Below are 13,207 nucleotides of genomic sequence, written 5' to 3'. Positions count from 1 at the left end.
CGTTTAAATAGCTGTTATTCCACATATCCATCCACCTTCAATCCAGTGACCGCCTGTCACGCCCGGATGGCTTTGCAGGAATTCCGGCCGATGTGCCTATCCATGTCCTGTGTGTCAAAGCCAAGATTGGTAAGGCATTCCCGAAAAAGACTTACCCCATATTTTTGATAGATTTAAACATGTCGAAGGGACCGGGAAAACGCATCATCTTCCAACCCCACGCAAAAAGGCACGGGTCTCGGCCTATCCATTATAAAAGAACTGGTCGAAACATATGGGCGGGTTTGTGAAACTGACCAGTAGAGTGGGAAGTGGTACGGTTTTCGGCATCCTGCTAAAATTGCCACCAGTAGCCTTAGCACCGCAATTGGAAGCGACCGACGGGCTAGAACAGGAACAGGTAAAGGCCGCGTAGTCGCTAAGGTCTACTGATTTGCAGTGGGTTGGTCTTTGTCAACTGCCGTCCAGATCTGACTTTGGCAGAATGGGCCGACACAGCCTTTGACTTCCAACGTGCCGTCTTCGAGCTTCTTGATCTTAGACTTATAGCTCTTGCCGCTTTCGGCGTCATAGATTTTGCCGGAGGACCAGCGTTTCGACTTTTCCTCAAATCCCCACAACATACGTGATCCGAGCAGCGGCTTTGTCGCGAGGTCCGGGTCGGGATTATTGCTGTCCAGCGCGGCTTCAGGATTCTCAGAATTAATACTGTGGAGAGTGCCGCAAGGCGTGCCGTCCCCGCAATCCGCGATTTTCACGACGGCGGAACCGCTCCCGACTTGCCAGAGGCCGAAGACATCTTTGCCGTCTTCCGCTAAGGCGGGAGAGGCGAGGAGGGTTGTTGCCGCAAGGGCGAGGGCTATTCTTTTCATAGTCCCATCATCCGTTTAAAGAGGCGTTGTTCCACATATCCATCCGCTGTCAATCCATTGGCGGCCTGCCAGGCGCGGATGGCTTTGCGGGAATTTGGGCCAATGCGACCGTCCACGCCCTGCGTGTCAAAGCCGAGATCTGTGAGCCGCTGCTGCATGGCTTTCTTGTCCTCGAAAGACAAAAGTTCATCTCCGCGCGGCCAGTCCTGCTGAATGCCCGGCGCGCCTGCAAAGGCATCGGCCAAGACACTAATCCCCATGACGTAACTGGTGGAATTATTATAGCGTTTGAGCACGTCGAAATTCTTGAAGGTCAGGAATTTTGGGCCGCGCGCACCGCCCGGTGCGATGAGTTTGGCCTCCAGAAACCCTTCATCCAAATTCCAGCGTTGGCCGGAGACAGGCTGCACCCCGAGGCCCGTCCAATCATTCACAGATTTGCGGCTGCCATCGGTCACGGAATAATCAAACCCATCGGGGAGTTTGACTTCCTCCATCACGGGTTCGCCCTCGCGCCAGCCGGAGCGGGCAATGTAGCTCGCAGCACTCGCCAAGGCGTCGCCGGGATCGGTCCAGAGGTCTTTATTCCCATTGCCGTCAAAATCGACGGCATAGTCGCGGAAGGTCGTCGGGATAAATTGTGTCATGCCCATCGCGCCCGCCCACGCGCCTGTCAGCTGCTCGCGTCGCACTTCGCCGGAGGCCAGCAGGTCGAGCACGGCAAAAAGCTGCTGCTCGCCGAACTTTTGACGGCGGCCCTCAAAGGCAAAAGTCGAAAGCGAGTCGACAATATCATGCGTGCCGAGGATACGGCCATAGCTCGACTCCAGACCCCAAATCGCAGTCAGCACTTCACGCGGCACCCGGTAGCGCGCTTCAATATCGTCAAACCTGCGGCCCGTCTGGATCAGTTTATCGCGACCGTCTGAGATACGCGCGTCGGACGCCGCGCCGTCCACATAGGACCAGACGGGTTTTGTAAATTCAGGCTGGTTCGCATCGCGTTCCAGTGCGAGGGGGTTGATCTTTGCCGGGATAATCACGCCGTTGACGAGGTCGGGCGCGTAGCCCTTCGCAATGGCGCGGGCGATGAAGTCCCGTTTCCAAAGCGCATGGCGTTGTTCCTGCGTCAGTTCAGGCGCGGGCTGTGCGACTTTCGCGACCGAGCTGACATCCGTCGCCGTCGCTTGCGCAAGGGGCGGCGTGGCGCAGGCTGTCAGAATGAGGGCCGAGGTCAGGAGAAGTGCAAGTTTCATGGCCAAGCCTTATCATTTCGGAGAGGCTTCCGATAGGTCGACAAATATGACAAAGTAGCGAAGATGGTTAACCCGTGTTAAGTAAATTTGGAAAGCTGGTCAGGGATGACATCCGTAGTTTTGTCCAGTTCTGGTCTGGATTCTGGAGCCTAAGGGGAGGGAAAAGGCACCCGATCCTAGCTATTTTTGTCACACTTTACGGGATTGTCTTTTTTATAGGACTTCTCAATCGATACTTAAATTGAACCGGAGGGTTAACCACCTCACCCCATCTGTTGACACCCCGCGAGTCGCTCTCTATATGCCGCGTTCGAATTCAAACCCTTTTGATGAAAGCACCGCCATGAAAGTTCGTAGCTCGCTGAAATCGCTGAAGAACCGTCATCGTGATTGCCAAATCGTGCGTCGCAAGGGCCGTCTTTACGTGATCAACAAAACTGATCCTCGCTTTAAGGCCCGTCAGGGTTAATTGCGACACTCGGACGCTCGCGTCTGACTGAAAGTTTATGTGAGGCCCCTTGCCAGAGATGGCGAGGGGCCTCATGCTATTTACAATGAAGTATTATCTCACAGCCCTGATATGCGCCTTGCCGATGACGGTCATGGCACAGGACGCGCCACAAAAGGCACCGGATGACCTGCAGGACCGTCTGCGGATTGAGATTCCGGGTTCTGATGAGTCGCGCAGAGACAGGGACCTTCCTGCGCCCGAACCCCTGCAAGTGCCCGAATTAGAGCTTCCCGAACCGGATATTCCGCAACTCGACCTGCCCGGGCCGGATATTGCGCCCGAAATCGTCGCGCCGGATTATTCCAAACTGCCGCCCATGGCGGAGCGTGCCGCACGATTGGATGATTTATTCGAAAAATTGGCGGCGCGAGACGATGAGGAGTCAGCCAATCTCGTGGCTGAGGAGATTTGGGCGATCTGGTTGGATAGTGGTTCGGCTTCGGTCAACCTCGTCCTGCGCCGGGGATCTGATGCGGCCGCGAAAGGTCGCCCCGATGATGCGCGGCGGTTTTATAATGCGACCGTCGATCTCGCACCGGACTTTGCGGAAGGCTGGGCGCGATCGTCGCGTTTAGCGCTGGAGCAGAAAGATTATAACCGTGCTTTGAATGAGGCGATTAAAACGCTCTCGCTGGAGCCGCGCCATTTCTATGCGCTCTGGACGATGGGGAACGTGCTGGAAGCGCTCAACCGTCCTGATGAGGCTTTGGAAGCCTACCGTGAAGCCAATGCGCTTTATCCGGAATTGAAAGCCGTAAAGGACCGACTTGAAGAGTTAGAGCGCGAAGTCGAAGGCAGCGTTCTTTAATCCACAACCGTCGCGTCTAAAATCCGGGCCGTTTCTTTATCATGGACCAAGAGTGCATATGACGTGCCGTCATGATCGGGGCGCTCCACATTGACCGCGCGACCGTCCCATTCGATCGTTTCAACATCTGTCACGACATTGGTGAGACGCAGAGTCCGTCCGCCATTTTCACCGCGCTCGACATCGACTTCCTGCTCACCTGGCATGAAAGAAACGAGGGCGAGCGTCGTCGCACCGGACGCATTGCCCGTGATGTTTAACTGCGATCCCACACGTTTGGCTGTGAGTGACACACCTTCACCCTGCAGGGGCATGCTCACGACATCTTTTTTGGAATAGCGTGGACTGTGGGCTGATCCGCTGAGGACGATTTGCGGCGTGTAGATATTGGACGCGCCAAATGCATCGCGGTAATCGCGCTGGCGCTGGGTGAATTCCGGATCGCCGAATGTGTCCTTCCAACCCAGATAGTCCCAATAGGTCACGCCGTAACTCAACACTAGCGTATTGGAGTCTTCTGCCAATTTCCCGACAAATTTATTGGCGGGCGGACAGGACGAACAGCCTTGCGACGTGAATAACTCGACCACGTGGGTTGGGTTGGGCTCACTGGCATGTGCGGTTGTGGCAAAAGCTGCGGTTAGCAGCGCGAGGGAGAGAGTACGATAGGTCATGCCTATCCTATAGCGACCCGAATCTGAACGCGCGACAAACGCCTTCATCACAACTGGGTGAAGGGCTGCGTCATAATGACGGTATCACCTCATCCCCCTCATTTTCCATATCCGGATTTCCATCTGCAGAGAGCATGACCGCGATCCAGCGTGTTGTCGGGAATTGCGCGAGGATGATCATGATAATGACTGTCAGCGGCGCGGAGAGGAAGGCACCAACTCCGCCCCACAGCGCGCCCCAGACCGAAAGCGCGAGAATCACGACGAGCGCCGAGAGGTTCATACTATCACCCATCATCTTGGGCTGTATCGTATTCCCGATAATCGTTTGCGCCCCGAAGAGTAGCGCCGCCAAAAGCCCAACGCGTCCCAGACTGTCAAATTGCACCAGCGCGAAAATCACGGGTAGGCCAACAGCGAAAAGTCCGCCGACAATCGGGATGTAGTTCAGGACAAAGATCACGAGCGCCCAGAACAGGGCATTATCCAAGCCCAAAGCCGTCATGGCGATATAGGAAATCACCGTCTGCATCAGGCTGATAATCGTTTGGACAGAGAGGTATTTCTCGATAGAGGTGCGAATGCGCGCACCGACCTTTGCGGCCTGTTTCCGACGTTCCATATTGGGGAAGAGATCATCCATCTTTTTCGGAAAAGAGGACTGTGCCGCAAAGAGGAACACAACATAGAGGGCGATCAAGAAGAATTCTGACAACACACCTTGAACGGTGGAGGCAAATGTCGTCAGGCCACCCTGGATTTTCTCGGTCAGGCCGAAGCTCTCATTCATTGATTCGAATGACATGGTCTCGCGACCCGTCACATTTGAAATCCAGGCAAATATCTCGCTCAGGCGTTTTTCATATCGCGGCGCATCGCGCACGACATCGCCGACCGTATCCGCAATCACGAGGATAAACCCGGCCATGAGTGCAACGACGATAAGCACCGCGATTGTCAATGCCAACCAATAGGGAAATTTCGGGGACAGATTATCCATCCAACGCGCAAAGGCGTCGATAATCAACCAGACAAAAATGGCCAAGGCAAAAGGCGCCATCAATTCACGCGTCAGATAGAGTAGCGCGATCAGCGCCATGCCGGCGAGAAAGAGAAGCGTCGCGCGGATAGTGGTATCAGGTGTTGTCGTCATAAATAGGTCCCTCTTATCCGCAGTTATATTGCATTCAGGCGCGAGACCCCATAACAAAATCAAAGAAATTTATTTGGGACTCACCACCATGAAAAACGCAATTTTTGTCGGCACAGATACGGATGACAAGAAACAGCATCTGCTCCTCCCGCTCGCCAATCGACATGGTTTGATTGCGGGGGCGACGGGTACGGGTAAGACGGTCACGCTGCAAATTTTGACGGAAGGGTTTTCCAAAGCGGGCGTTCCCGTTTTTGCCGCCGATGTGAAGGGCGACCTCTCCGGTGTGTCCCAATCCGGCAGTGTCGATCACAAGCTGCATGACAAACTCCTCCAACGCGCGATGAAAATCGGGCTTGGGGATTACGATTATTCTTCCATGCCGACCACGTTCTGGGACCTTTACGGCGATCAGGGGCATCCCGTTCGGACAACGATTTCCGAAATGGGGCCAACATTGCTGGCACGTCTGATGGGGTTGAACGATACGCAGGAAGGCATCCTGACCATCGCGTTTGAGCTGGCCGATGATGAGGATATGTTGCTGTTGGATATGAAGGACCTGCGCGCATTGCTGAACTTCATCTCTGATAATAAAGCCGAGATCAGCCGCGAATATGGCAATGTGACGAGCCAGTCCGTCGCCGCCATTCAACGTCAGCTCCTTAAACTGGAACGGGCGGGTGCGGATGAGTTTTTCGCGGAACCTGCACTGGAACTCGCGGACCTGATGCGCGTGGACGAAAATGGGCAGGGCGTCGTTAATATTCTGGCGGCGGATGAATTAATTAATTCGCCGGATCTCTATTCGACATTCCTACTCTGGCTGCTCTCGGAACTGTTTGAAGAACTGCCGGAAGTCGGGAACCCGGATAAGCCGAAAATGGTCTTCTTCTTTGACGAAGCGCATTTGCTCTTCGAGGACGCGCCGAAAGCACTGGTCGATAAGATTGAACAAGTCGCCCGCCTGATCCGGTCCAAAGGTGTTGGTATTTATTTCGTGACGCAGAATCCGGCGGATATTCCAGATTCTGTCCTCGGCCAGCTCGGTAATCGCATTCAACACGCCCTGCGCGCCTATACACCGAAGGAACAGAAGAGCATCCGTGCCGCGGCGAGTTCCTTCCGTGAAAATCCGGCTTTCGATACGGAAGAGGTGATCACCGATCTCGGTGTGGGCGAGGCGCTTGTCTCTATGCTCGACGCGAAAGGCGTGCCCGGCATTGTGGGGCGCACCCTGATCCGCCCGCCTGCGTCGCGCCTAGGCCCTGCCACAAAAGCGGAGCGGAAAGGCATCATCGCGAGCTCGACCCTCGAAGGAAAATATAAAGAGACCATCGACCGCGAAAGCGCCTATGAAGAGCTGGAGAAAAAAGTCCAAGCCCGCGAAAAGGCTGAGGCCGAAGCCGAGGCAGAAGAAGCCAAAGCCGAAGCGGCCGAGAAAAAAGCCAAGGCCAAGACGACCAAGCGTCGTTCAAGCCGAAAGAAAAAATCCGCAGGCGAAGTCCTCGCGCATGAAGCGAAACTCGTCGCGCGCCAACTCGCCAGGTCGCAGGGGCGGAAACTCATTCGCGGAATTCTGGGCGGTTTTATGCGGCGGTAGGGCATGAATTGGCTGAGAATCTTCGCGCCAATATTAGGCGTTCTACTATTTTGGTGGTTTGTCTTTCCTCGTTTTAACCTTAAGCCTGCGACGCCAGATGAATTGGGACGGGTTATGATTAAGCCGGGAATTATATCTTGGCTTTGCGCATTTTTCTGTCTTGTTTTGACGATTTCATTCCAAGCATTTGCTGTTACTGAATTTCTGTCAAAAGGTGATGATGTTCTATTTTGGACTGTGCTCGGGCTGCCGCTATCCTGCATTTTCGCGTTTGGTGTATATGTCATATGTTTTACGCGTCTTTGCGTTTCTGATGAAAACATTGAAGTGAAAGGTCTCACTAAATGGGGGCAATATTCTTGGGATGACATAGCAGGAGTCGATTACCATCCAATCTTAGGGACGCGTGTCCAGCTCTTAGACGGTAAGTCTCGTTATGTTTGGCTTTATGGTTATGGAACGTCTCAAGTCGCTGATATGTTTCTGTCTAAGAACAAACCTTTTGTTATTACCCCATGACCCTCCGCACCCGTTTCGCACCCTCGCCCACGGGGCAACTTCATCTCGGTCATGCGCGGGCGGCGTTTGAAGCGTTTGGCTTTGCCCGCGAGCAGGGTGGGACCTGTCTGCTGCGGATTGAGGATATAGATCACACGCGATGCCGCCCTGACTATATGCGCGGCATTTACGAAGACCTCGATTGGCTGGGCTTGGATTGGCCTCTGCCCGTCCGGGTTCAGAGCCGGCATATCGCCGATTACATGGGGGTCGTCCGCGAATTGGTTGGGCGAGGGCTCGCCTATCCCTGCACCTTAACGCGAGGGGATATAAAAGCCCGGAAAACCTGCGGTCCCGCTACATCTTTGAGCTTCAGCAAAGATGTTCTGATGGCTTGGGGTGATTACTCACTTCATGGCATTGAGTCCGCATACAGGCTGTCCGACGAGACGATTGAAATACTCACCCAGTGTTTAGACAATGCCGCGAGAAGGGAAAGCCCAACGCTACCCTTTTCAATCCGGTTCAACTTGCAAGCGGCGCTAAGTGAAGTAAGTGAGCAATCACTTACTTATCAGGAAATCTCGAGACGTGATTGTGTGGATCGCGTTAAGAAGGTTGAAAAACAGAATGCGTTCAACGTTTTAAACGATTGGGTTCAGTCTGATCGCCCTGACCCCATTATCGCCCGTCGAGATATCGCCACATCCTATGATATTGCGGTGACCCATGATGATGCGCTTCAAAATATCACGCATATTGTGCGTGGGCGGGATTTGGCGGATCAGACCCCGCTCCACGTCCTGCTTCAAACTCTGATGGGATGGCCGACGCCAATCTATTACCATCACGATTTAGTCCTACGAGAGAACGGCGAAAAACTCGCGAAACGCAATCTCGACACGGCTCTCGCCAGTCTGCGCGAGGCGGGGCAGAGTGTGGCCGAGATAAAGCGCTTAGCCGGTGTCACCCAAGAATAAGAACACTTAGCCCGCTAGGAATAGATCGGCGCTTCACCTAATGAAAAAATATGACGCCTGATCTCATCCTCTCCCTCTTTGACGCGCTCGGCATGTTCGTCTTTGGCCTGTCCGGTGGCTTGATGGCTGTGCGACAGCGTTTTGATTTGCTGGGCGTAATTATCATCGCCTTCCTGCCTGCCATTGGTGGTGGGACGTTGCGGGATGTCCTGCTCGACCAACCCGTCTTCTGGTTGGAGGATGTGCGAATTCTCTACATCCCAACCCTCGCTGGATTGGCCGCCTTTTTCGCGCCGCGGCTTTTCTCCCGTATTCGGATTTTAAAATGGATTGACGCGGCGGGACTGGCGCTGTTTGCGGTGGTCGGCGCGTCGAAAGCGCTCGACCTTGGCTATGGGCTCGGGATTTGCGTGTTGATGGGCACGATGACGGCGACGGCGGGGGGGCTTATCCGGGATGTCGTCTGTAACGAGACACCGTTGCTGCTGCGTCAGGATATTTACGCGACAGCCGCCATTGTCGGGGCGGCGGCTTTCGTGATTGCGCGGACAAACGGGTTGGGTGAATTAGCGGCTCTGTCAATCGGGACGGCCCTTTGTTTTATCGTCCGGGCCATCTCGCTAAGATTCAAACTCAACCTGCCCCTGCCAAAAGTTGGAGAGTGATATGAAACGGTTTCTGAAATGGGTGGGTATCGTTTTTGTCACGCTAATCGTGATTGGGTTCGTCAGTCTTAAATTTATCGTCTGGCCCAAAGTGGATGCGGATATGAATCCCGTGACGGCCCATACACCTTTTAATGTCTCGGAAAAGGCCAAAGCCCTGCATGATGAGCTCTGGGTCGCGGACCTCCATTCCGATAATCTCCTCTGGCGACGAAATCCCCGGAAACGCCACGATTACGGCCATGTCGACCTGCCGCGCCTCGAAGAAGGCGGTGTCGAATTTCAGATATTCTCAGCCGTCACGAAATCCCCAAAGGGACTGAACTTTGACGAAAATGACGCGAATGCGCCCGATGATATCACAACGCTCGCGCAGGCGCAGCTCTGGCCGCTGCGCACCTGGGGTTCGATCTATGAACGCGCCGCATATCAGGCGCAGCGCTTGCAGAAATTGGAACGGCAGGGCGAAGTCCATATCGTGCGGACTTCTGCGGATATGACGAAGACAGACCGTCTGCTCGGACTGCTCTTAACCGAAGGCGCGCATCCCTTGGAAGGCGAGATCGCAAATATCGCTCGGCTCAAGGCGGAAGGCTACCGCGCGATGGGCTTGCAGCATTTCTTCGACAATGAACTCGGTGGCTCCATGCATGGGACGTCTCAAACGGGATTGACGGAATTCGGGCGGGACGCCGTGCTGGAAATGCGAGCGCAGGGCATCATTATCGATGTCGCACATAGTTCCCGTGCCGTCGTGCGCGACGTCCTCGAACTCACCAAAGACCCCATCTTCGTTAGTCACGGCGGGACGATTGCCCATTGCCCCCGAACGGCCAACCGGAACCTTCCGGATGATATTCTAAAGCAAATCGCTGCTCGTGGTGGGATAATCGGGATCGGTTATTTCAATGGCGCGATTTGTGATATTTCGCCGGACGGGATTGCGGATGCGATTATTGATGCGGCGACTTTGCTGGGCCCGGATGCGGTGGCGCTCGGCTCCGATTTTGACGGCACAGTCACGACCTCGCTCGACACCTCAGAACTCGCCGCGATTACGGATGCGTTGTTGCGAAGGGGGATGAATAGGGAAAATATCCGCAAGATCATGGGGGGAAATGCACGGCGGTTTTTTGTGGAGAATTTGCCGGTGGAGTAGTGTCAAACTTACTTGATTTCCGATAAAGACTTACCTGTTGACTTGCGCAAATTGATGAAAGCTAAGTGTCTTAAAGCGCCCAAAATAAGACGCTCGTTTTTGACGTCAAATTCCCCAAACTAGAGTCGAGAAAAGCAAACTAAAAATACCTTTATAAGTTAGCAATAGCCAAAGTAAGATTGCTTTTAGCTTGTGTTTCCAGTTGATCAAAAAAGTATGCTGTATGGTATAAACGCGGTCGCGACATAAAGGATTTTAAAATCTCTTTTCGTTTCTTTCGAAATATAAATAATGGGACTTGCTTATATTCTTTCCGTACGTTCTTCTCAAACTCAGCGTAAATGTGCTTCTGAGCACCCAAAATGCTCAAATCAATATCAAGCATTAACTTGCCATCACCTGTCTGGGGGGCGGCATGATCTTTAGTGAGGGTAATAAGCTGACTAATACGTTCAATAATTTTCGGCTCTATAGAGTTTCGGGACAAAAATGACTTTGCCAACTCAGCACTGTCCTCTTCATTCGTTGATGAAAAAGGTTTGTAAATCACATCATGGAACCAAAGTGCTAACTCGATTTCATGTAGATAAGTGGCTTGCTGTGAAACGGCGTCTAAATGTTTAAAACAGGCATTTATGTGCTCAAGGGTATGATAAACGCGATGTTTTTCTGAATAGGCTGCTAGGAGACTGTCATAAGTCTCGTCGTTTTCAGAAAGACCAAAAGCTGTCATAAGCTGATGCCAGCCCTCACGATTAACTCTTAAGCTTTGGGGCATCATCTTTCCTTATTCCGAAGGCCTGCAATAGGTTTTTCATCGCTAGAACGCTATAAAGCCAAGCCTTACGCCATCTATTGCCCAGTAAAACTATATGTACATGCCATCCTTTTTCCCTTCGAGCGCTATACCCACTGTAGAGTACAGAAAATGCCTCTCGATCACCAAGTTTTTGGAATGCAATCTTCTGTGCATATTGCACCCCTAAGGTAAGCATCTCTGTGACATCTATATCAGAAGGCTCTCCAAGAGTTCTAGGAAAGCATAGTAAGTAATAGTTAGGGATTAGATCGTTTCTTATGCTCAGAAGCTTGCACTCTGCGCCTGACTTCAAAGTAAACCTATCGACGATATGATTTTTGGTCATGACGTAACAATAAGTAAAATTGGAAAATATAGAAGTTATCTTTTCGCATACCTAACGCCCTAAATTGCCGCCGTAGCTGAGTGTCCTAAAATCGCCCAAAGTAAGCCACTCGTGGACTCGAAATATTATGGAATTTTGGGTCAGTTCGAAAACAATGATAAGTCACTTAAAATAGTGCCGGCGAGCTGAAAATTCCCAACCCCAAACATGACCGCGGCCCCTGTCCTGTTCGCGGGGCTGAACGCGAAGAGGGCCGGAGCCGCTATCGACGGGAGCCTAGGGAAAGGGCCGTCTTGTCAAACGTGGGAACGTTTTTTGTCGTCGCAGGTCAGACCAAATTCAAAGTCCGGGGGCTGGGGGGGCTGATAAAAAACCGAACCCTTTACTTGTTCTGCCCTGCGACTAGTCTTGTCTGACCCTGCATTGCGGTCCAATAAAGCCCCAATTGTGACCAGATTAGGGCCATCTATTACAAAAGAGAGAGAAAACGGCCATCCACTCGCGTCGCAGGCGTGATCACGCACAGGGTTGTCAAACAGGGGCGACGACTTATGTTGAGAGTATGACACAGGTTGTTCCTTTTCCCACAACATCAAACACACCGTCAAAAGGTCCGTCTCAGATCGCCTTTGACCGACAAGAACTCTCCGCAATTTTAAACGTCTATGGCCAGATGGTCAGCAAGGGCGATTGGAAAGATTACGCCATGGATTTCCTGCGCGATAAGGCTGTCTTTTCCGTTTATCGCCGCGCATCGGAGCATCCGCTCTACCGGATCGAGAAAGTGCCTGCCCTGCGCAATAAACAGGGGCAGTTTTCCGTCATTGCGCCGGGGGGGTTGGTGTTAAAGCGCGGACATGAATTGACGACAGTCTTAAAAGTTTTCGACAAAGCGCGATTCCGCAGCGTCTAGGGGCTGACCTCAAATTTATAGAGCAGGGTCCGCTGACGGGCGGAGAAATTATCGTCTGAGATTATAAAGATGATCCGTGTACCGTCGGGTTTTACATCCTGCGCAAGGCCTTCAAAATTATCAACGGCCAGCGGCGGGGCGAGACGGACCGTTAGCTCCGGCAGGACTATTTCGTTCATATTCCCCTGCTCATGATCATAATATCGCGTCAGGTGCACGTCACTATCCGCGCCCACCAATTTGAAATTTGGTGCGACGGGAACCTGTTCAGGCTCAAGCTCAACAATGCCCTGATGATTGAAAGTCAGAACGGGCGCGACATCGCCGACCGATGTTTCATATCCCGCTTGTAAGCGACCTTGCGCATCGACATTCAAACTCTCCGCGCCACCATTTGCCGAGATTTTTGATTTCAGAATACGTTCGGGCAGGGCGGCGAAGAGAATGCCCTTGGCCGCCACGCCGCAACGTTCCAGATTAAAGGCGAGGATGCGGTGATTGCGCTCAAAGCTGACAAAGGCGAGGCCGTCACTGAGGGCAAGGCCTTCTGCATCGCCATCAGCTTTCCCGCTGACCAATCGACCTTGCTCATCCAGCATGGCCATGGAACTGCCGCCGCCATTCGGGACGCCGTCAGACAGTCCAATCTCAAAGAAATTGCCTTGGTCGGAAACGGCGAGGAGGTCGCCAGACGCTTGTAGAGCCAATCCCGAAAGTCCGCCGAGATCCGCGCTGGGCGAGGTCAGGTGCCATCCCCCGATAAATTTGACGGAAGGTGGCAGCGCTTTGGCTGTGTCTTTCGGTTTACCCAGTTCAACAGGCTTGGCTTTGATCTCCAAAGGGGAAGGGGCATAACCTTCTGCTTCTGACGTGCAGGAGGCTGAGGCCAAACGTGAGTTCGTCTCCATTTGGTCAATGGAGTCCGAAATTATCGCAGGCATTGCGGTCTCACCCGCACATGCCGAAAGCA

Annotated in this window: 14 protein-coding genes; 8 read left to right on the top strand and 6 right to left on the bottom strand. The window is 53.0% G+C overall.

The features are described 5' to 3' along the window. Positions 1-425: 425 nt before the first annotated feature. Both ACP9M6_RS00570 and ACP9M6_RS00565 read right to left on the bottom strand, forming a co-directional pair. The gene (locus ACP9M6_RS00570) at positions 426-872 is read right to left on the bottom strand and encodes a DUF2147 domain-containing protein (RefSeq protein WP_427452510.1); all 447 of its coding nucleotides are present in this window, start codon (positions 870-872) and stop codon (positions 426-428) included. Beyond that, positions 869-2,128 (bottom strand): lytic murein transglycosylase, encoded by a 1,260-nt coding sequence (locus ACP9M6_RS00565; RefSeq protein WP_427452508.1) that lies wholly within the window; start codon positions 2,126-2,128, stop codon positions 869-871. Before ACP9M6_RS00565 ends, ACP9M6_RS00570 begins: the two co-directional genes overlap by 4 nt. 343 nt (positions 2,129-2,471) lie before the next feature. Here ACP9M6_RS00565 and ykgO point away from each other — a divergent pair, with 343 nt between their 5' ends. Together ykgO and ACP9M6_RS00555 are read left to right on the top strand one after the other, a co-directional pair. Continuing rightward, the gene (ykgO, locus tag ACP9M6_RS00560; protein WP_026942405.1) at positions 2,472-2,597 is read left to right on the top strand and encodes a type B 50S ribosomal protein L36; all 126 of its coding nucleotides are present in this window, start codon (positions 2,472-2,474) and stop codon (positions 2,595-2,597) included. A gap of 73 nt (positions 2,598-2,670) precedes the next feature. Next, positions 2,671-3,447: a tetratricopeptide repeat protein gene (locus ACP9M6_RS00555; protein ID WP_427452507.1), complete on the top strand. Its 777-nt coding sequence runs from the start codon at positions 2,671-2,673 to the stop codon at positions 3,445-3,447. Here the strand turns inward: ACP9M6_RS00555 and ACP9M6_RS00550 are convergent. Further along, on the bottom strand, positions 3,444-4,121 hold the full coding sequence (locus ACP9M6_RS00550; protein WP_427452505.1) for a DUF1223 domain-containing protein: 678 nt from the start codon (positions 4,119-4,121) through the stop codon (positions 3,444-3,446). The genes ACP9M6_RS00555 and ACP9M6_RS00550 overlap by 4 nt on opposite strands. Positions 4,122-4,191: 70 nt before the next feature. Continuing rightward, a complete protein-coding gene (locus ACP9M6_RS00545) occupies positions 4,192-5,274 on the bottom strand; it encodes an AI-2E family transporter (RefSeq protein WP_427452503.1) in 1,083 nt (360 codons plus the stop codon). 88 nt (positions 5,275-5,362) lie between these two features. Here ACP9M6_RS00545 and ACP9M6_RS00540 point away from each other — a divergent pair, with 88 nt between their 5' ends. Genes ACP9M6_RS00540 through ACP9M6_RS00520 form a run of 5 tightly spaced genes read left to right on the top strand, consistent with a single transcriptional unit; the run spans position 5,363 to position 10,179 of the window. Beyond that, on the top strand, positions 5,363-6,877 hold the full coding sequence (locus ACP9M6_RS00540) for a helicase HerA-like domain-containing protein (protein WP_427452502.1): 1,515 nt from the start codon (positions 5,363-5,365) through the stop codon (positions 6,875-6,877). A 3-nt stretch (positions 6,878-6,880) separates the two neighbouring features. Continuing rightward, entirely contained in the window at positions 6,881-7,396 is a 516-nt protein-coding gene (locus ACP9M6_RS00535) for a hypothetical protein (RefSeq protein ID WP_427452501.1), read from the top strand. After that, positions 7,393-8,355, top strand: coding sequence for a tRNA glutamyl-Q(34) synthetase GluQRS (gene gluQRS / locus ACP9M6_RS00530; RefSeq protein ID WP_427452500.1), 963 nt, complete (start codon positions 7,393-7,395; stop codon positions 8,353-8,355). The genes ACP9M6_RS00535 and gluQRS overlap by 4 nt, the downstream gene beginning before the upstream one ends. A 50-nt stretch (positions 8,356-8,405) precedes the next feature. Further along, entirely contained in the window at positions 8,406-9,020 is a 615-nt protein-coding gene (locus ACP9M6_RS00525) for a trimeric intracellular cation channel family protein (RefSeq protein ID WP_427452498.1), read from the top strand. Position 9,021: 1 nt separating this feature from the next. Then, on the top strand, positions 9,022-10,179 hold the full coding sequence (locus ACP9M6_RS00520) for a dipeptidase (RefSeq protein ID WP_427452496.1): 1,158 nt from the start codon (positions 9,022-9,024) through the stop codon (positions 10,177-10,179). A 151-nt stretch (positions 10,180-10,330) separates the two neighbouring features. Here the strand turns inward: ACP9M6_RS00520 and ACP9M6_RS00515 are convergent, their stop codons facing one another. Continuing rightward, positions 10,331-10,960 carry an HD domain-containing protein gene (locus ACP9M6_RS00515; RefSeq protein WP_427452494.1) on the bottom strand — a complete coding sequence of 210 codons (630 nt, stop codon included), beginning with the start codon at positions 10,958-10,960 and terminating at the stop codon, positions 10,331-10,333. A gap of 926 nt (positions 10,961-11,886) precedes the next feature. Here ACP9M6_RS00515 and ACP9M6_RS00510 point away from each other — a divergent pair. Beyond that, a complete protein-coding gene (locus ACP9M6_RS00510) occupies positions 11,887-12,237 on the top strand; it encodes a DUF2794 domain-containing protein (RefSeq protein WP_427452492.1) in 351 nt (116 codons plus the stop codon). Here the strand turns inward: ACP9M6_RS00510 and ACP9M6_RS00505 are convergent. Next, on the bottom strand, positions 12,234-13,178 hold the full coding sequence (locus tag ACP9M6_RS00505; protein WP_427452490.1) for an esterase-like activity of phytase family protein: 945 nt from the start codon (positions 13,176-13,178) through the stop codon (positions 12,234-12,236). The genes ACP9M6_RS00510 and ACP9M6_RS00505 overlap by 4 nt on opposite strands. Positions 13,179-13,207 lie beyond the last annotated feature (29 nt).

It is taken from the genome of Litorimonas sp. WD9-15, assembly GCF_050271975.1.
GTDB lineage: Bacteria > Pseudomonadota > Alphaproteobacteria > Caulobacterales > Maricaulaceae > Litorimonas.
The sequence above is the reverse complement of the archived record's forward strand: the minus strand, read 5'-3'. Positions and strand labels throughout refer to the sequence as shown.

Bases quoted from the DNA above. Each gene is read 5' to 3' on its own strand.
- ACP9M6_RS00570 (WP_427452510.1), bottom strand. From the start codon at position 872: ATGAAAAGAATAGCCCTCGCCCTTGCGGCAACAACCCTCCTCGCCTCT.
- ACP9M6_RS00565 (WP_427452508.1), bottom strand. From the start codon at position 2,128: ATGAAACTTGCACTTCTCCTGACCTCGGCCCTCATTCTGACAGCCTGC.
- ykgO (WP_026942405.1), top strand. From the start codon at position 2,472: ATGAAAGTTCGTAGCTCGCTGAAATCGCTGAAGAACCGTCATCGTGAT.
- ACP9M6_RS00555 (WP_427452507.1), top strand. From the start codon at position 2,671: ATGCTATTTACAATGAAGTATTATCTCACAGCCCTGATATGCGCCTTG.
- ACP9M6_RS00550 (WP_427452505.1), bottom strand. From the start codon at position 4,121: ATGACCTATCGTACTCTCTCCCTCGCGCTGCTAACCGCAGCTTTTGCC.
- ACP9M6_RS00545 (WP_427452503.1), bottom strand. From the start codon at position 5,274: ATGACGACAACACCTGATACCACTATCCGCGCGACGCTTCTCTTTCTC.
- ACP9M6_RS00540 (WP_427452502.1), top strand. From the start codon at position 5,363: ATGAAAAACGCAATTTTTGTCGGCACAGATACGGATGACAAGAAACAG.
- ACP9M6_RS00535 (WP_427452501.1), top strand. From the start codon at position 6,881: ATGAATTGGCTGAGAATCTTCGCGCCAATATTAGGCGTTCTACTATTT.
- gluQRS (WP_427452500.1), top strand. From the start codon at position 7,393: ATGACCCTCCGCACCCGTTTCGCACCCTCGCCCACGGGGCAACTTCAT.
- ACP9M6_RS00525 (WP_427452498.1), top strand. From the start codon at position 8,406: ATGACGCCTGATCTCATCCTCTCCCTCTTTGACGCGCTCGGCATGTTC.
- ACP9M6_RS00520 (WP_427452496.1), top strand. From the start codon at position 9,022: ATGAAACGGTTTCTGAAATGGGTGGGTATCGTTTTTGTCACGCTAATC.
- ACP9M6_RS00515 (WP_427452494.1), bottom strand. From the start codon at position 10,960: ATGATGCCCCAAAGCTTAAGAGTTAATCGTGAGGGCTGGCATCAGCTT.
- ACP9M6_RS00510 (WP_427452492.1), top strand. From the start codon at position 11,887: ATGACACAGGTTGTTCCTTTTCCCACAACATCAAACACACCGTCAAAA.
- ACP9M6_RS00505 (WP_427452490.1), bottom strand. From the start codon at position 13,178: ATGCCTGCGATAATTTCGGACTCCATTGACCAAATGGAGACGAACTCA.